The organism is Inhella proteolytica, from assembly GCF_016093275.1.
Classification (GTDB): Bacteria; Pseudomonadota; Gammaproteobacteria; order Burkholderiales; family Burkholderiaceae_C; genus Inhella; species Inhella proteolytica.
In genome coordinates this window covers 259010-275910 of the sequence record NZ_JAEDAK010000002.1, presented here as the reverse complement: position 1 = coordinate 275910, position 16901 = coordinate 259010, and the positions used below count along the sequence as shown (strand labels likewise).

Here is a 16901-nt window from a genome sequence, read left to right as displayed (position 1 = left end):
TTCAGTCGCGCGTGGCGCGCAACACCTCTTCCAGACTGGTGACGCCAGCCCTGACCAGGCGTTCGCCGTCTTCGCGCATCGAACGCATGCCCTTGGCACGCGCCGCCGCCCAGAGTTCGGACTCGGCGGCACGGTTGTGGATCAGGCCGCGGATCTGGTCGTCGGCCACCATCAGCTCGTACACGCCGGTACGGCCCTTGTAGCCGGTGTGGCTGCATTCCGGGCAACCCACCGGGTGCCAATGGCCTTGCTCATCCTGGCGCCGGCAAGCGGAGCAGAGCTTGCGTACCAGACGCTGCGCCTGCACACCCAGCAGGCTGGAGCTGAGCAGAAAGGGTTCGACGCCCATGTCGGTCAGGCGCGTCACCGCCGAGGGCGCGTCGTTGGTGTGCAGCGTGGCCAGCACCAGGTGGCCGGTGAGCGAAGCCTGGATGGCGATTTGCGCGGTCTCGAAGTCGCGGATCTCGCCAATCATGATGACGTCCGGGTCCTGGCGCAGGATGGCGCGCAAGGCCTTGGCGAAGGTCAGGTCGATCTTGGCGTTGACCTGGGTCTGGCCGATGCCAGGCAGTTCGTATTCGATCGGGTCTTCCACCGTGAGCACATTGGTGCCGGCGGTGTCCACCGTCTGCAGCGCGGCGTAGAGCGTGGTCGTCTTGCCCGAGCCGGTGGGGCCGGTGACGAGCACGATGCCATGCGGCTGCGCCGTCAGGCGCTTGAACTGGCTCAGCACCGCGCCGTCCATGCCCAGGCCTTCGAGGCTGAACTTGCTCTCGCTCTTGTCGAGCAGACGCAGCACGGCACGCTCGCCGTGGGCGGACGGCAGCGTGGAGACGCGCACATCGATGGCGCGCCCGCCGATGCGCAGCGAGATGCGGCCATCCTGCGGCAGGCGCTTCTCGGCGATGTCCAGCTCGGCCATGATCTTCAGACGGCTGATCAGCGCAGCGTGCAGCGCGCGGTTTGGCTGCACGATCTCGCGCAGCGAGCCGTCGACACGGAAGCGCACCGAGCTGCTGCGCTCGTAGGGCTCGATGTGGATGTCGCTGGCGCCGTCCTTGGCGGCCTGCGTCAGCAGCGCATTGAGCATGCGGATGATGGGCGCGTCATTGGCAGCCTCGAGCAGGTCCTCCACCGCGGGCAGGTCCTGCAGCAGGCGGCTAAGGTCCACCGCCGATTCCACTTCGCCCACCACGGTGGCGGCGCTGCTCTCGTTGCCGGCATAGGCCACGCTGATGCGCTCGCGCAGGCGCGAGCCTTCCTCGTGCTCCAGGCGGTCGACGGCGTAGAGGCGCTGCACCTCGGCCACGGCGCTCAGCGGCAGGGGCTGGGGGGCCCACAGGATCAGCTCGTCCTGGGTGTCCTCCAGCAGCAGCTGCTGCGCCTTGGCAAAGGCGTAGGGCAGGGGGTAGCGCGAGGCCATCAGGGGGCGACCGGGCCGGTGGACTTGGGCACCGGTTTGGGCAATTGCGGTGCGCCGGTATCGGGCAGCAACAGGGTGGCGGCCGGCTGGGCCTGCACCTGTTCCGCGCGGATCTGGTCGTACCGATCCAGCGTCAGGCGGTTCGAGTCGTCGGCCGTGCGCATGATTACCGGGCGCAGGAAGATCATCAGATTGCTCTTGGTGCGCTTGCGGTTCTCGCCCTTGAACAAGTTCCCGAGGAGCGGAATCTTGGAGAGGACCGGTACCCCCGAGTTGCCGTCGGTGTACTCATCCTGCATCAGACCACCCAGTACAAGAAGATCGTTGTTGTCCACGGTCACCGTGGTCTCCACAGAATTCTTGTTGGTGATAGGTCCTTGGGCACTCTGCGAGCCGATGCTGGACAGCTCCTGGTACACCACCATGCGTATCGCGCCCCCTTCACCGATTTGCGACTTGACTCGCAGCACCAAGCCCACGTCCTTGCGCTCGACGGTCTGGAAAGGGTTGACGGTGCCGCCAGCACCGGTGCCCGTATTGGTGAAGCTGCCGGTCACGAAGGGAACGTTTTGGCCGACGACGATCTTGGCTTCTTCGTTGTCCAAGGCCACCAGATTGGGCATAGAAAGGATGTTGCCGCCACCTTCCTGCTCAAGGAAGTTGGCGAGTGCGCCCAGGGTGTAGAACTCACCGAATTTCTTCAGCACGCCCAGGTTCAGGCCACCGGGCGCACCGCCTTGGGCCAGTGCCGTGCCTGCTGCCGTCCGTCCCCCGGCGATCGCCGAAGTCAGATTGATGATGTTGCTGTTGCCGGAACCGAAATTGGTGCCGGCGCCGACGATGGAGCCGTCCCCCTTGTCCCCAAAGAGGTTTTGCCATTGGATGCCGAACTGGGCGCTTCTGCTGGCGTCCACCTTGACGATCATGGCCTCCACATAAACCTGAGCGCGGCGGCCATCCAGCTGCTCGATGACGGCTCGGACCTGTTTGTAGAGCGGCTCCGGCGCCGTGATGATCAGCGAGTTGGTCGAGGGGTCGGCCTGGATGAATCCGCCGGTCGAGGGGCCGGCCGATTGCGCCACCGGGGCCGTGGCAGCTGCGCTGCCGGCGCCGGTGTTGTTGCCCGCATTCGCCAGGTTGGGCATCTGCGGCTGGGCCGCTGCGCCCACCGCCGCGGCAAAGCCCAGCGCGCCGCTGCTGCTGCCACCCGAGCTGCCGCTGCTCTGGGCGCCGAAGGCCGCCCGCAGCACCTGCGCCAGCTTGGCGGCGTCGGCATTCTTCAGGTAGACGACGTGGATGCCCCCGGTGGCGCCGCCGCCCGGGCGGTCCAGTTTCTGCACCAGGGTCTTCAGGGCCTCCAAGCGCGCGGCGTTGGGGGCGCGCAGGATCAGGGTGTTGGCGCGCGGGTCGGCAATCACGCTGGTGGTGCCGCCGGCGCCCGGCGCGGCGCCGGGGATGGCCGCGCCCTCGCCGAGTTTCTGCACCAGGCCGGCGATGTCGCTGGCCACCGCATGCTGCAGCGGCACGACCTCGACATCCGAGCTGGCCGGGCTGTCCAGCGCCGCCACGATCTTGGCGATGCGCTTGAGGTTGTCGGCGTAGTCGGTGATCACCAGGCTGTTGTTGCCCGGGTTGGCGTTGATGGTGTTGTTGACGTTGACCAGGGGCCGCAGCACGGCCACCAGGTTGTTGGCGTTCTCGTGCTTGAGCAGGAAGACCTGGGTCAGGATCTGATCACCGCGCACCTTGAGCTCGTCCACCGCCACCGTGGTGGCCTGCAGCTTGGCGTCGGCCTCGGGCAGCACCTTCAGGATGCCGGCCACGTCCACCACCGAAAAGCCCAGGCCGCGCAGCGCCGCCAGGTACTGCGCAAAGGCGTCCTGGGCCTTCAGCGGTTGCTCGGCGTAGAGGGTGATGGTGCCCTTGACGCGCGGGTCGACGAGGATGTTGCGGCCGAGCAGATTGCCCATCGCGCGGCTGACGGCCTCGATGTCGGCATTGACGAAGTTCAGCGCCACCGGGGCGTCGGACTTGAGCGCCGGGCCAGTGGCCAGCGCGGGCAGCGTGGGCAGGGCCAGGCTCAGGCCCAGCGTGGCGGCGCGCAGCAGGGTGATGGAGGTCTTCATCGTCATCCGATCGTGATCACCGAGCGCTCGCCCTGGCGGCGGCCGATGATGTTCAGCAAATTGTTCAGGGCCGCTTCCTGGCCCGGGTTGGCGCGCGCTTCGCCCTGGAACTGCAGGCGTCCTTCCAGGCGGCCGCTGCCGTGCAGCTGCAGCGCACCCTCCAGGGTCTGCAATTGCAGCTGCACCGGGCCCTGCGGCACGGCCAGCAGCTGCAGGCGGTAGCTGCCCAGGCTGGGCAGGGTGGAAAGGCGCGAGCCGAATTGGTGCAGCTCAAGCTCCAGCTGGCCCTGTGGCTGCCAGCGGCCGCCTTGGTATTCGAAGGCAGCGGCCTGGGCCGAGAAGCGCAGCTGGCCGCTCGGTTGCAAGGTGTTCCAGGGCGTGCCCAGGCCGTTCAGCCAGGCGGCCGGCAGGCGCAGCAGCGGGCCCTGCTGCTGCGGCAGCTCCACGCGCAGGCGGCCCCAGCCGGGCTTGAGCGGCAGCGCCAGCTCGCCGGCGCTGCAGCAGTCCAGGTTCAGGCGCAGCTGCGGGCCGCTGCGCCAGCTCAGGCGCCAGTGCAGGCGGCCGGGCAGGCGGCTGGCGTCGCGGCTGCCCGCGCCGCCGCTCAGCACCAGGCCGGCACTGCCGTGCCACAGGCTGCCGCGCGGCTCCACCAGCTGCAGGCGGCCTCCGCTGCCTTGGGCCACCCAGCCGCTCAGCCAGCGCGCCGGCGCCTGCCAGATCAGCGCAATCAGCAGGCCGCTGGCCAGGCCGGCCCCTGCCCAGCGCTTCTTCACAGCCCACCCCCGAGCGCCAGCACGATGTGGCCGCTGTAGCCCCGCGGGCCGCGCTGCAGCTGGGCCTCGATGGGACGGGCGCGGGCGCTGCTGCGCACCTCGGCCAGCCAGCGGTTCAGGGCCTCGCCGTTGAGCTCGGTGACGCTGACGCGGGCGCGCTCGCCCTGCAGGTCCAGGCGTGCGCCGGAGCCGAGGAAATCGGTGGCGGCCTTCAGGGCCTGCTGGGCCTGGGCCGGCGGCACGGCGGGCAGCTGGCGCAGCTGCTGCGCCTCGGCCGCCCACTGCTGCATCTGCTGCAACTGAACTTCGAGCTGGGCAGCCTGGGCCGGGCCCTGACGCAGGGTGCGCCAGGCCGGCTGGATGCCAAGCCAGAACAGGGCCAGCACCAGCAGGGCAGCCGCAGCCAGCTGAAGGCCGAGGCGCTCGCGCGGCGCCAGGCCCTGCCACTGTTGCCGGGCGCGGGCCCAGGCGGGTTGCAGGGCGGTGGGCAGACGGGGGGCGTTCATGAGGGGATCAGTTCTTGGCGCGGCGCAGGATCAGCCGGCCTTGCTCGTTGGCCAGGCTCCAGCCTTCGCTGGCCAGGCGCTGGCGCAGCAGCTCGATCTGGGCCTCGGTCCAGCCCGCGCTGGCCAGGCTGAGCTGGCCGGGTTCGAAGCCCAGGGCCTCGGCGGGGCCGCGGTCCTCGGGCCAGGCGCTGGCGGCGGCAGCCAGCAGCGGCTCCAGGTCCTGCGGGCCCAGCGCGCCGGCCTGGGCGCGCAGCAGGTCCATCTGGCGCTGCATCTGCGCCGGGGCATCCAGCACGGCGCGCACCTGGGGGAAGGTCTGGGTCAGGGTCTGGTCGATGGCCAGCTGCTGGCTGCGGATCTGCTGCCGCTGCTGCCAGGCGAGCGCATTCAGGCCGACCAGCTGCAGGCCCAGCAGGGCCAGCAGGCCGATGCGCACCGGCCGCCAGGCCGGCTGCATGAAGCGATGCAGCCATTGGTTGATGCGCTGCAGGCCCTGGATGCGCGGGCGCAGCTCGAACTGGCGCAAGTCCCAGCCCGACCCCAGCGCATCCAGCGCGAACTGGGCGCGGCTGCGTAGCGGCAGGGCCTCGCCCGCGGCACCCAGCTGGGCGGTGGCCGCGGCGGCCACTTCGGGCTCCGCACTGCACTGCGTGCCTGCGGGCAGCAGCGGGGCCGGGCCGCGCAGCGGCCGCAGCAGCAGGCCCTCGGCCTGCGCCAGCAGCAGCAGCGGGGTGCCTTGCTCGTCGGCCAGCACATGGGCGCGCGGGGTTTCGTCGGCAGAGGCCAGCGGAGTGCCGGGTGGCACGATGCGATCCACAAAGCGCTGCGCCGCTTCCAGGGTGGCCACGGCTTGCTCCAGCGGCGCGCGGGCGGTCACGCAGACCCAGAGCTCCTGCCCCGGTGCGGCGCCCGGTGGCAGCGCGAAATGCAATTGCTCCGGTTCTTCCAGCAGCTGTTCTTCCAGCAGCCCGGCCAGGGCGGCGCGCCAGCGCGCGGCGGGCGCGCGCGGCAGCGTGGCGCGGTGGAAGCTGCAGTCCAGCGCATGGGGTTGCAGCACCAGCTGATCGGCCTTGGGCAGGGCGGCGGCGGGGCTGCGGCCTTGCTCCAGGGCGTCACCGCGCTGCAACACCCAGTCGAACTCCGGCACCCGCGCCGTGGCGCCGGCCCGGGCGCTGCGTGCGCCGGCCTGCAGGCGTTCTCGGGGGGGCAGCAGGATCAGCAGGGTGCTCATGAAGGAGAGAGGCGGCGGCCCGCGGGGGCTGGAAGGGCTCGGAGCAAAGGGCGGGCGATTCTAGGGAGCGCCCAGGGCGCCGGTCTGGGTGCTAGTACCGGGTGGTGGGCTGACGCGTTCGCGCCAAAGCAGCTTCACCTCGGTGTCCACGCGCTGCACCAGCGAGCGCTGTTCGACCACCCGGTCGTCCAGGCGCAGCCGGCCGGTGACGAGGAAGTGGCTGCTCTTGACGTCAATGCGCTTGGCGTCTACGCCACCTTCGGCTGCACGGCCCAGAATTTGCTGAATTTCGCCGACGTTGCGAAAGGGCTGGCTGCGCCGCTGCTGCACCAGGCGCTCCGCGGTGGCGAGGTCCATGTTGTCGAACAAGGCCGCCAGCACCTCGCGCGGCGCGGTGTTGACGTTGACGGGGCTGGACTGCGGCAGGATCACCACCCAGGGCTCCAGCGCGCGCAGCGCATCGGGCGGTAGCCCCAACCAGGCCAGCTGGGCCACGGTTTGCGGACGCAGCGGCGCGTCGGCGCTGTCGTCGCTGGCCTGCAGGGCGCGGTTCAATTGCTGCACGAACTGCTCAGCCAGGTCGGTCGGCAGGCCGGCGGACTGGAACAGGCGCACCACAGTGCGCTTTTCCAGCGCCGGAATTTCCTTGCCTTCCAGGTTCCTGAGGTTGTAACGCGCCTGGGCGTCGTCGATGCGGCCGGACAGAAAGGCCTCGGGGCCGTCGTCGGGCTGGGCGTTCTGCTTGTCCGCGGCCAGGAAGGTGGACAGGCGCGCCTCGGCCAGCGGCACGGCCCAGACCTCGCCCAGATGGTCGACCGGCTCGCCGGCATTGGCGCGCTGGTCCTCGCGCAGGATCAGCCGGGCCCAATCCAGCGCGCCCAGCAGCACCCAATGCGCCTGGGCGCGCGCGCGGTCGGCCGCTTCCAGATGCACGGCGCGCATCTGGCGCCACACCATGGCCGCGGCCAGCGTGGCCACCAGGGTGACGATGAGCAGGGCGGTCAGCAGGGCCGCCCCTTGCTGGCGCGCGCGCATCAGGAAGCCCCCAGCAGGACCTGGCGCACCAGCGGGCCGCCGAACTGACCGGGTTCGAAGTCCAGCTGCATGCGCACCGCCTGCGGCAGGGCCGAGCGGGCGGGGTTCTGGGGGCCGGTGGTGGGGGGCTGGGTATCACCGCCGCTACCGCCGGTCGTGCCACCGCCCGGAGTGCCCGGGTTGCTTGGCGCCGGGCCCTTGTTTTCCGCATCGCGCTTGGCGCGCACGGCCGCGTCCTCGATCAGATCGCCGCTCGACTGCGCATTGGTCCAGGCATTGCCGAAGTAGTAGGCCATCTGCCAGCCGGCCACACCTTCCAGCGTGCTGAGCGAGCGGCTGGCCAGCGCCAGGGGCTGTTGGCTTTCTTCGAAGCTCTGCCGCAGCGCCTGCAGATTGCGCACCGGCGCGCCGGCCCAGCGCTGCAGCTTGCCCTCGGCCAGCCACCACACCACCACCTGCAGGCCTTCGGGCTGGCGGCGCGTCAGCCGCAGATGCCGGCCGTCGAAGCGCAGGGCCGGTATGAGGAGGGTGTCCTGCACCTGCTCCAGGTCCTGCTGCCATTGCGCCATCACCGTGTGCAGGCGCGCGCTGCGGTCCAGTTGGGCCTGGCTGATGTCGCGCGCGCGCAGCATGCCGTCCACGCCGCGCCAGGCCAGGGTGGCCATCAGCGCCAGGATCAGCAGCGCCACCAGCACTTCCACCAGGGTGAAGCCGCGCCGCATCAGAAGCGCCCCACGATGGTCGAGAGCGTCAGCAGGCTGGCGTGCTCGCCGCTGCCCACCACGGCGTCCACGCGGCGGAAGTTCGGGTTTGGCGTGGCCTGCACCTGCAGCCGGCCCTGCAGGCTGCGGCCCAGCTGCTGGCATTCGAAGCGGCTCTCGCCCACGCCGGGGAATTGGCGCGAGAGGCGCAGCTCCACCAGCTGGTTCTCGGCGCACCACTGGGCGGCGCTCATCAGCTGGAAGCGCTCGGCGTTGTCCGTCAGCGCGCCGGCGGCGCGCATGCCCGCGCCCAGGGCCACGGCCACCAGCGTCAGGGCCACCAGCACTTCAATCAGGGTGAAGCCGCGCGCGGGTCTCATTCCACCGCCTGACTGCTGAAGGGCGCCAGGCCATCGGTGGCGATGCGCAACTGGCGTGGCCCCAGGCTCAGGCGCAGGGCCTGGGCGGGGATCAGGGGCTCGGGGCCGAGCAGCAGCTCGGTCTGGTTGCCCTCCAGCAGCACCGCCGGCGGGTCGCCCAGCCATTGCATGGGCAGGCCCTGGCGCTCGCTCAGGCCCAGGAAGCGGAAATGCCGGCCCTGGCTGTCCGGCCCGGGCCGCCAGCGCACCACCTGGCCGGTGGCACGAGCCTCGGCGCGCGCCATTTCCAGCAGGGAGACCAGGCGTTCGCCCTCGCGCTCCAGCTGGGTGGCGGCCGGGTCGCGCAGGGCCATGCTGACCGTGGCGCTGGCGATGGCGATCAGCATCACCACCACCAGCAACTCGATCAGGGTGAAGCCGCGGCGCTTACTGCCAGGAGCCAATGTCGGCGTCCGTGCCTTCACCGCCCGGGCGGTTGTCGGCGCCCAGGCTGAAGACATCGACCTCGCCCTTCACGCCGGGGTTGGCGTACTGGTAGGGGTGGCCCCAGGGGTCCTTGGGCAGCTTCTCGATGTAGGGACGCCAGTTGGGCGGAATGCTGCCCACGGTGGGCTTCTGCACCAGGGCTTCCAGGCCTTGCTCGGCGCTCGGGAAGCGCTGGTTGTCGAGCTTGTACATCTTGAGGTTCTGCATCAGCTGGGCGATGTCGCCACGCGCCGCGGTGATGCGCGCGTCGTCCGCGCGGCTGAGCAGATTGGGCACCACCATGGCGCCCAGCACGCCGATGATGACGATCACCACCAGCAGTTCGATCAGGGTGAAGCCGCGACGGCGCGCGCCGGGACCGGAGTAAACACGCATGGAATCAAGGGCCACGGCGGCCAGCTCAAGGGAGTCGGCTCATGATAATCGGCGCCCATGAGTGAACGAATTGCCACCTTCCTGGTGTGGACCCTGGTGGGCTGCAGCGCCGGCGTACTGGCTCTGCGCCTGTGGCCGCAGGGCACCGCCCCCGCCGTGCCCCTGGCCGCGAGCGAGCGCCTGGCGGCGCCTTCGCTGGACCGACTGCTTGGGCCGAGCAGCCCGCCTCCCGAGGCCGCTCAGGCCCCGGCCGCGCCGGCCGATGCCCGCTTCCAACTGCTGGGCCTGGTGGCGGCGCGTCAGCCCGAGCGCCAGGACCGTGAGGGCCTGGCCCTGCTGGCCGTGGATGGCGGCACGCCGCGCAGCGTGCGTGTGGGTCAGGTGGTGGAGGGTGACTTGCAACTGCTGCGCGTCGAGCCCACCGGCGTCTCGCTTGGCCGCGCGGGCGCGGTGCAGGTGCAACTGCGTCTGGACCCGCCGCCTCCGGCCGCCCAAGGCAGCCTGCCCAGCCTGAGCCTGGCACCGGTGCCCGGGGCGCCCCAGGGGCTGCCGATGGCACCGATGGCGCAGCCCGCGCCCGGCGCGCCGCCTGCCGCCTTCGGCGCGCAAGCGCCCCAGCCGGCCGCCAACCCGGCGCCAACAGCCTTCGGCGCGCCGCCCCAGGTGGCTCCGCCCATCAGCGGCCCGATGCCGCCCGCAGTTGATGGCTTGCCGCGCCGGCGCAACCCGGTGGAGACCTTGCGCTAGCCGGCCCTAGTCCAGCAAGGGATTGCCGGAGTAGGTGCTGCGCTCTTCCAGCGGCAGTAGCTCGGTGGCGCTGGCTGGCACCGTGGTGGCTTCGGTGAAGTCGGCCGGCGTGGTGGCGGTGGGCTCCGGCTCATCCGCTTCGCTGTCCTGCAGCGCGGCGACTGGAGCCGTGCCGCCGGCGATGGCCGACTGCATCGGAAATTCATGCACGTCCGACAGCAGGGCGGCGGCGCTGCGCACCAGCGGCCAGGCCAGCGTGGCACCCGTGCCGTCGGCGCTGTCCATGCCCAGCGAGAGCAGTGCGCCGGCGTGGAAGCCGTGCAGGGCGGTGTCCAGGCCGGGTTCGCGGTTGCTGCGGCAGAACAGCACGTAGTCGGTGACGGGGGCGGCGATCGAGGCCGCGCAGCGCAGGGCCGCGCATGCCGGCAGGCCATCCACCAGGATCAGCATGCGCTTGCTGGCGGCCACCAGCATGGCACCGGCCATCACCGCAATTTCATACCCACCGAAGGCGGCCATCGCGTCCATGGCGTCCAGGGCCTCGCGGTGGCGGCTCAGCACCGCCTCCAGCAAGTCCAGCGCCGCCATCGACTGCGGGCTCAGCAGCTCGCGCAGCAGGCGGGCGTCCAGGCGCGAGAGCAGCAGGGCCGCGCATTCATTCGACGCCATGCCCATGCCGGCGCAGGCGAGCACATTGCCATCCAGGTTGTTGGCAATTTCCATGCCCACGCGCAGGGCGGCATGCAGGTTCTCGCGCGACATGGCCTGGCCGAAGATGCTGTTGCGCGTGCCATGTGCCACCTTGCGCAGCTGCAGCTTGGGGTGCGGCGCCATGTCCTCGGCGATGCCGCAGTCGATCACCTGCAATTGCAGGCCATGCAGGCGGGCCAGCACGGTGCTGGGCAGCCGGCCCTGCAAGGCCAGCATGGCCTGGTCGTGCGTGCTGCGGCCCCACTGTGCGCCCACGCCCTCCACGGCCAGGCCATGGTCTGCCGCGAACAGGGCCAGCACCGGGTTCTGGAATTTGGGCGTCAGCGTGTTCTGGATCAGGCCCAGGCGCACTGCCAGCGGCTCCAGCTCGCCGAAGCCGCCGGCAATGGCGCTGCGCCGCGCCAGGCGTTCGCGCAGCGCGCGCTCCAGCTCCGGGTTGGCGGTGGGCGAGATCAGCGATTCGTGGATGGTCATGGCGGCGGCTACGAAATGTTGCCGCGCCGATGCTAGCGAAGGAACAGGCGGTAGGCCGGGTTCTCGCTCTCATCCACATAGGGGTAGCCCAACTGCTCCAGGAAACGCCGGAAGGCAGCGCGCTCCTTGCTGGGCACCTGTACCCCCACCAGCACGCGGCCGTAGTCCGCACCCTGGTTGCGGTAATGGAACAGGCTGATGTTCCAGTTCGGGTGCATGGCGTCCAGGAAGCGCATCAGCGCGCCGGGCCGCTCGGGGAATTCGCAGCGCACCAGGCATTCGTGTTCGGCCAGGCTGCTGCGGCCACCCACCAGATGGCGCAGGTGCTGCTTGGCCATCTCATCATGCGTCAGGTCCAGGGCCGCGAAGCCATGCTTGCCCAGCGTGTGCACCAGGCGCTCGGCGTCGTCGCGCCGGCTCATCGAGAGGCCCACAAAGATGTGCGCCTGGGCCTCGTCCGAGATGCGGTAGTTGAACTCGGTGACGCTGCGCGAGCCGATCAGCTGGCAGAAGCGCTTCAGGCTGCCGCGCGCCTCGGGGATGGTGACGGCGAACAAGGCCTCGCGCTGCTCGCCCACCTCGGCGCGTTCGGCCACGAAGCGCAGGCGGTCGAAGTTCATGTTGGCGCCGCAGGTGATGGCGGCATAGGTCTTGCCCTTGCTGCCGGTGCGCGCCACATGCTGTTTGATGGCGGCCACGCCCATCGCGCCGGCGGGCTCGACGATGCTGCGGGTGTCCTCAAAGATGTCCTTGATGGCCGCGCAGACGGCGTCGGTGTCCACGCGCACCCAGTCGTCCACCAGGGCCTTGGCCACGCGCAGGGTCTCGGCGCCCACCTGCTTGACGGCGGTGCCGTCCGAGAACAGACCGACGTCGTCCAACATCACGCGCCGTCCGGTCTCGATGGAGCGGGCCATGGCGTCGGAATCGGTCATCTGCACGCCGATCACCTGCACCTCGGGGCGCACGGCCTTGATGTAGGCCGCCACGCCGGCGATCAGACCGCCGCCGCCCACGGCCACGAACACCGCATCCAGCGGGCCGGTGTGCTGCTGCAGCATTTCCAGTGCCACCGTGCCCTGGCCGGCGATGACGTCGGGGTCATCGAAGGGGTGCACGAACACCAGGTCCTCGGCCGCCTGCAGGCGCAGCGCCTCGGTGTAGGCGTCAGAGAAGGAGTCGCCGTGCAGCACCACGTCGCCGCCCAGGGCCTGCACCGCGTCGCTCTTCATGCGCGGGGTCGTCACCGGCATGACGATGCGGGCCTTGCAGCCGAGCTTGCGCGCCGCCAGCGCCACGCCCTGCGCATGGTTGCCGGCGCTGGCGCAGATGACGCCACGCGCCAGCTGCTCGGGCGCCAGTTGGGCCATCTTGTTGTAGGCGCCGCGCAGCTTGAAGCTGAACACCGGCTGCTGGTCTTCGCGCTTGAGCAGCACCTTGTTGTCCAGGCGCTTGCTGAGCTTGCGCGCCGGCTCCAGCGCGGTCTGCTTGGCCACTTCGTACACACGGGCGCGCAGGATGCGCTGCAGGTAGCTGTCGGGGCCGGGGGTCAGGGCAGGGCGGCTGGCCATGGGGCTATTTCTCTGTAGCGAAGGGGCGACCCATCATGCCAGCCTAGGATTCGCCAAATGGAATGCACAGTTCAATGGAATGGGCCGGGCAGCATGAGCTTTCATGCCGCCACCGGCAGCGGGCACTGGGTCAATATGGACGGCGCGCCCGAGGGCGGCGGCCGCAACCTGGCGCCCCGCCCGATGGAAATGATGCTGGTGGGGGCCGGTGGCTGCAGCGCCTATGACGTGGTGTTGATCCTGCAACGCGGCCGCCACAAGGTGCTGGGCTGCGAGGTCAAGCTGCAGGCCGAGCGCGCCGAGGTGGACCCCAAGGTCTTTACCAAGATCCACATGCACTTCGTCGTCAAGGGGCGGCAATTGAACGCCGAGGCCGTGGGTCGCGCGGTGGCGCTTTCGCACGAGAAGTACTGCTCGGCCACCGTGATGCTCGGCCGCACGGCCGAGGTCACGACCAGCTTCGAGGTGCTCGAAGCGGATTGATCAGACGTGGTGGGCCGTCCGGGTCATCACCTTGGCGGCCATGTGCATCAGCTGTTTGATCGGGGCCGGCAACTCGGCCGCGCCGGCCTGCTGCGCCGCCAGGCCATGGGCGGCCTCGTCCGCAGCCATCTGCGCCACGATGGCGCGCGAGCTTTGATCACCCGCCGGCAGCCGTGTGAGATGCGAGTGCAGATGCGCTTCGACCTGCCGCTCCGTCTCGACGACGAAGCCGAGTGACCACCGATCGCCTGCCAAGCCGGCCGCCAGGCCAATGCCGAAGGCGCCGCCCCACCACAGCGGGTTGAGCAAGCTGGTGCGCCCCCCCAATTCGGCAATCCGTTCGGAGGTCCACTGCAGATGGTCCTCCTCTTCTTGTGCGGCGTGCTCCAGGTGCACGCGCAGTGCGGCGTCGCGCGTGCTCAGGGCCTGGGCGCTGTAGAGCGCCTGCGCGCACACCTCGCCCACATGGTTCACGCGCATCAGTGCCGCGGCCTCACGGCGCTCGTCGTCGGTCAGCTCGGCGTCGGCTTCGCTGGGCCTGGGGCGCTCCCGCGCCGCATGGGGTGTGGCGAGCAGGGTACGCAGCCCCTGGTCCAAAACGACAAAGAGCTGATCCAGTTCATTGAAGCGACGCATCAGCTCAGTTTAGGAAATCCCGAGTTCGTTGTCGGTGCGCAACGAGAAGGCTTGCTTGTCAGGGAGCTGTCACAGGAGTCTGGTTCAATTCTGCGCAGTCCGGGATTACCCGGTGTGTGACTTCCAACAGGAGCAATGCATGAAGAAGAGCGTTCTGGCCTTTGCGGCCCTGAGTCTGGTGTCGGGTCTGGCTGCAGCCCAGTCGTCGGTGACGGTGTACGGCATCATGGATCTCGCGGTGCGCAACCTGAAGGGCGCCGACTCGATGACCCAGCTGGTCAACGAAGGCCGTTCGGCCAGCCGCCTGGGTTTCCGCGGTGTGGAGGACATCGGTGGTGGCCTGAAGGCAGGCTTCAACATTGAGCATGGCGTGGTGCCTGACACCGGTGAAGCCGGCAGCCCGTTCTGGGGCCGTCGCGCCACCGTCAGCCTGATGGGCTCCTTCGGCGAAATCCGCCTGGGCCGCCACAAGCTGTCGGACCGCACCATCGTGGACGACTTCGATCCGTTCGGCACCAGCGGCATGGCTTCCATCGACCGCATCTACAGCTCGCTGAGCGGCGGCTATGTGAACCGTAGCGACAACCAGATCGCCTACTACCTGCCGGCCATGGGCAGCTTCTACGGCAGCTTCGACACCTCGCTGGGCGAAGGCACCGACGCCAACAAGGCCAACACCTTCCGCCTGGGCTACAAGGACAAGGCGCTGCACCTCTCGGCCGCCTACGGCCAGCATGGCTCCGGCAACAAGCTGAAGACCGGTACCCTGGGCGCGGCCTACGACTTCGGCACCTTCGCGCTCAGCGGCATGTACACCAAGAGCGAGCGCGGCGCGCTGGACCAGGACATCATCAACCTCGGCGCCACCGTCAAGATGGGCCAGGGCAAGCTGATCCTGTCCTTCGCCAAGGCTGACGGCAATGCCACCGGCACCGGCGCCATCGCTGGCAAGCAGATCAACGACGCCAAGCTGCTGGCCCTGGGCTACGACTACGCCATGTCCAAGCGCACCACGCTGTACACCACCGTGGCCAAGGTGGACAACAACGGCGCCACCACCTTCTCGCTGGGTGGCACCAAGGGTGTGGCCGCTCCGCGCGCCGCCACCGCCACCAGCAATGCCGGCGATTCGACCGGCTACGAAGTGGGCATCCGCCACAGCTTCTGATCGACCTTCGGTCGCATCGAGCCAAGCCGCCCTCGGGCGGCTTTTTCTTTGGCGATGCGACCCGGGGGCGCCGATGCGTCACGCGGGGTTGGTGCCGATCGGTACCCCGGCGTAACCCTGGCATGATGCGCGCCCGCTGCCGCCGGGCGGCTGGACTCCAGGATCGCTCATGTTGGTTTTCATTCTTCGCAGATTGCTGCAGGCGGGCGTGGTGATGCTGTCGGTCGCCTTCATCGCCTTCAGCCTGTTCCAGTTCGTGGGCGATCCGGTGGCGAACATGCTGGGTCAGGACGCCACGCCCGAGCAGCGCGATCAGCTGCGCCGCGACCTGGGCCTGGACCGCAGCTTCGTGGTTCAGTTCGGCAGCTTTCTGGGCAACGCCGCGCAGGGCGAATTCGGGCTTTCCCTGCGCCAGGGCCGCAAGGTCTCCACGCTGATTGCCGAAGCCTTTCCGGCCACCATCGAGCTGGCCCTGATGGCTGCCGTGATCGCCGTCGGCGTGGGCATTCCGCTGGGTGTGTATGCAGCGCTCCGGCGCGGGCGCTTCTTCGCTCAGCTGGTGATGGCGCTTTCGCTGGTGGGCGTTTCACTGCCGACCTTCCTGATCGGCATCCTGCTCATCATGGTGTTCGCGGTGAATCTGCAGTGGCTGCCGAGCAATGGCCGCCATGAGGTGCTGAGCCTGGGCTTCTGGACTACCAGCTTTCACAGCTGGACGAGCTTCAAGTACCTGATCCTGCCGGCACTCACGCTCTCGCTGTTCCAGCTCACGCTGATCATGCGCCTGGTGCGCTCCGAGATGCTGGAGGTGCTGCGCACCGACTACATCAAGTTCGCACGGGCCCGTGGCCTGAGCGAGCGCGTCGTGCACTTCCGTCACGCGCTGCGCAACACCCTGGTGCCCGTCATCACCATCACCGGCCTGCAGCTCGGTTCGCTGATTGCCTTCGCCATCATCACCGAGACGGTGTTCCAGTGGCCCGGCATGGGCCTGCTGTTCATCCAGGCGGTGCAGAACGCCGACATCCCGGTGATGGCCGCCTACCTCTGCCTGATCTCGCTGATCTTCGTGACCATCAATCTGGTGGTGGACCTCTTGTATTTCGCCGTGGACCCACGCCTGCGCGTTCACAGCACCGGACACTGATCATGAGCGCTCAACCCACGCGCTGGCAGCGCTTCCTGGCCAGCAACCTCTGGTACTCCTACCGGCGCTCGCCGGTGGCCCTGCTGGCCAGTCTGATTCTGCTGACTTGCGTGATCTGCGCGGTGTTCGCACCGCAGATCGCGCCGCACAACCCGCTGGACCTGGCCACGCTCAACCTGATGGACGCCACCCTGCCGCCGGCCTGGATGGCCGAAGGCAGCACGAAGTTCCTGCTTGGCACGGATGGCTACGGGCGCGACATCCTCTCGGCGCTGTTCTACGGCGCGCGCATCTCGCTGTTCATCGGCCTCGGTTCGGTGCTGCTCTCTGTGGTGATTGGCGTCTCACTGGGCCTGCTGGCCGGCTTTGTGGGCGGCAAGGTGGACGGTTTCATCATGCGCGTGTGCGACGTGATGCTGAGCTTCCCGTCCATCCTGGTCGCGCTGCTGATCAACGGTGTGGGCAAGACCCTGTTTCCGGATGCCGGCGAAACCCTGGCGTTCTCGGTGCTGATCCTGGCCATCGCACTGACCGGCTGGGTGCAGTACGCCCGCACCGTGCGCGGCTCGACCCTGGTGGAGCGCAACAAGGAATATGTGCAGGCCGCGCGCGTGGTCGGCGTGGGTTCGCTGCGCATCATGCGCCGCCATGTGCTGCCCAACGTGCTGGGGCCGGTGCTGGTGATCGCCACCCTGCAGGTGGCCCTGGCCATCATCACCGAGGCCACGCTGTCCTTTCTGGGGGTGGGGGTGCCGCCCACCAGCCCTTCGCTGGGCACCTTGATCCGCATCGGCAATGAATTCCTGTACTCGGGCCATTGGTGGATCACGATCTTCCCGGGCCTGATGCTGGTGCTGATCTCGCTCTCGGTGAACCTGCTGGGCGACTGGCTGCGCGATGCGCTCAATCCGCGCCTGCAATAAGGGTC

General features: G+C 69.3%; 18 protein-coding genes. 5 read left to right on the top strand and 13 right to left on the bottom strand.

Annotated elements, in window-relative coordinates; genetic code table 11:
* Position 1: 1 nt before the first annotated feature.
* The 10 genes from gspE to gspG are packed head-to-tail and all read right to left on the bottom strand — an operon-like array spanning position 2 to position 9036.
* A complete protein-coding gene (gspE, locus tag I7X39_RS03890) occupies positions 2-1423 on the bottom strand; it encodes a type II secretion system ATPase GspE (RefSeq protein WP_198109653.1) in 1422 nt (473 codons plus the stop codon).
* On the bottom strand, positions 1423-3549 hold the full coding sequence (gene gspD, locus I7X39_RS03885; RefSeq protein WP_232351690.1) for a type II secretion system secretin GspD: 2127 nt from the start codon (positions 3547-3549) through the stop codon (positions 1423-1425). The genes gspE and gspD overlap by 1 nt, the downstream gene beginning before the upstream one ends.
* 2 nt (positions 3550-3551) lie before the next feature.
* On the bottom strand, positions 3552-4322 hold the full coding sequence (gene gspN / locus I7X39_RS03880; RefSeq protein ID WP_198109651.1) for a type II secretion system protein N: 771 nt from the start codon (positions 4320-4322) through the stop codon (positions 3552-3554).
* Entirely contained in the window at positions 4319-4828 is a 510-nt protein-coding gene (locus I7X39_RS03875) for a type II secretion system protein M (protein WP_198109650.1), read from the bottom strand. Before I7X39_RS03875 ends, gspN begins: the two co-directional genes overlap by 4 nt.
* Before the next feature lie 7 nt (positions 4829-4835).
* Positions 4836-6059, bottom strand: coding sequence for a type II secretion system protein GspL (gene gspL, locus I7X39_RS03870; protein WP_198109649.1), 1224 nt, complete (start codon positions 6057-6059; stop codon positions 4836-4838).
* A 60-nt stretch (positions 6060-6119) separates the two neighbouring features.
* Positions 6120-7094, bottom strand: coding sequence for a type II secretion system minor pseudopilin GspK (gene gspK, locus I7X39_RS03865; protein WP_198109648.1), 975 nt, complete (start codon positions 7092-7094; stop codon positions 6120-6122).
* Positions 7094-7816: a PulJ/GspJ family protein gene (locus tag I7X39_RS03860; protein ID WP_198109647.1), complete on the bottom strand. Its 723-nt coding sequence runs from the start codon at positions 7814-7816 to the stop codon at positions 7094-7096. Before I7X39_RS03860 ends, gspK begins: the two co-directional genes overlap by 1 nt.
* A complete protein-coding gene (gene gspI, locus I7X39_RS03855) occupies positions 7816-8175 on the bottom strand; it encodes a type II secretion system minor pseudopilin GspI (protein ID WP_198109646.1) in 360 nt (119 codons plus the stop codon). The genes I7X39_RS03860 and gspI overlap by 1 nt, the downstream gene beginning before the upstream one ends.
* Positions 8172-8618, bottom strand: a complete 447-nt coding sequence (locus tag I7X39_RS03850) for a prepilin-type N-terminal cleavage/methylation domain-containing protein (protein ID WP_232351689.1) — start codon at positions 8616-8618, stop codon at positions 8172-8174. The genes gspI and I7X39_RS03850 overlap by 4 nt, the downstream gene beginning before the upstream one ends.
* Positions 8602-9036 carry a type II secretion system major pseudopilin GspG gene (gspG, locus tag I7X39_RS03845; RefSeq protein ID WP_198109903.1) on the bottom strand — a complete coding sequence of 145 codons (435 nt, stop codon included), beginning with the start codon at positions 9034-9036 and terminating at the stop codon, positions 8602-8604. Before gspG ends, I7X39_RS03850 begins: the two co-directional genes overlap by 17 nt.
* Positions 9037-9093: 57 nt before the next feature.
* Between gspG and I7X39_RS03840 the strand changes: the two genes are divergently transcribed.
* On the top strand, positions 9094-9783 hold the full coding sequence (locus I7X39_RS03840) for a hypothetical protein (RefSeq protein WP_198109644.1): 690 nt from the start codon (positions 9094-9096) through the stop codon (positions 9781-9783).
* Between the two features lie 6 nt (positions 9784-9789).
* Here the strand turns inward: I7X39_RS03840 and I7X39_RS03835 are convergent, their stop codons facing one another.
* Both I7X39_RS03835 and ilvA read right to left on the bottom strand, forming a co-directional pair.
* Positions 9790-10968 carry a nicotinate-nucleotide--dimethylbenzimidazole phosphoribosyltransferase gene (locus I7X39_RS03835; protein WP_198109643.1) on the bottom strand — a complete coding sequence of 393 codons (1179 nt, stop codon included), beginning with the start codon at positions 10966-10968 and terminating at the stop codon, positions 9790-9792.
* A 32-nt stretch (positions 10969-11000) separates the two neighbouring features.
* Positions 11001-12539: a threonine ammonia-lyase, biosynthetic gene (ilvA, locus tag I7X39_RS03830; protein WP_198109642.1), complete on the bottom strand. Its 1539-nt coding sequence runs from the start codon at positions 12537-12539 to the stop codon at positions 11001-11003.
* Positions 12540-12596: 57 nt separating this feature from the next.
* Here ilvA and I7X39_RS03825 point away from each other — a divergent pair, with 57 nt between their 5' ends.
* Complete coding sequence (locus I7X39_RS03825) at positions 12597-13022, top strand: OsmC family protein (RefSeq protein ID WP_198109641.1); 426 nt, start codon at positions 12597-12599, stop codon at positions 13020-13022.
* Here I7X39_RS03825 and coq7 read toward each other — a convergent pair whose 3' ends face one another.
* Positions 13023-13658, bottom strand: coding sequence for a 2-polyprenyl-3-methyl-6-methoxy-1,4-benzoquinone monooxygenase (gene coq7, locus I7X39_RS03820; protein WP_198109640.1), 636 nt, complete (start codon positions 13656-13658; stop codon positions 13023-13025). It lies immediately after the preceding gene.
* A gap of 139 nt (positions 13659-13797) precedes the next feature.
* On the opposite strand from coq7, the gene I7X39_RS03815 reads away from it, so the two are divergent.
* The 3 genes from I7X39_RS03815 to I7X39_RS03805 all read left to right on the top strand — a co-directional run bounded on the left by I7X39_RS03815 (position 13798) and on the right by I7X39_RS03805 (position 16896).
* Positions 13798-14826, top strand: coding sequence for a porin (locus I7X39_RS03815; RefSeq protein ID WP_198109639.1), 1029 nt, complete (start codon positions 13798-13800; stop codon positions 14824-14826).
* Between the two features lie 169 nt (positions 14827-14995).
* Positions 14996-15973 (top strand): ABC transporter permease, encoded by a 978-nt coding sequence (locus tag I7X39_RS03810; protein ID WP_198109638.1) that lies wholly within the window; start codon positions 14996-14998, stop codon positions 15971-15973.
* A gap of 2 nt (positions 15974-15975) precedes the next feature.
* Entirely contained in the window at positions 15976-16896 is a 921-nt protein-coding gene (locus tag I7X39_RS03805; protein ID WP_198109637.1) for an ABC transporter permease, read from the top strand.
* The last annotated feature ends 5 nt before the right edge of the window (positions 16897-16901 follow it).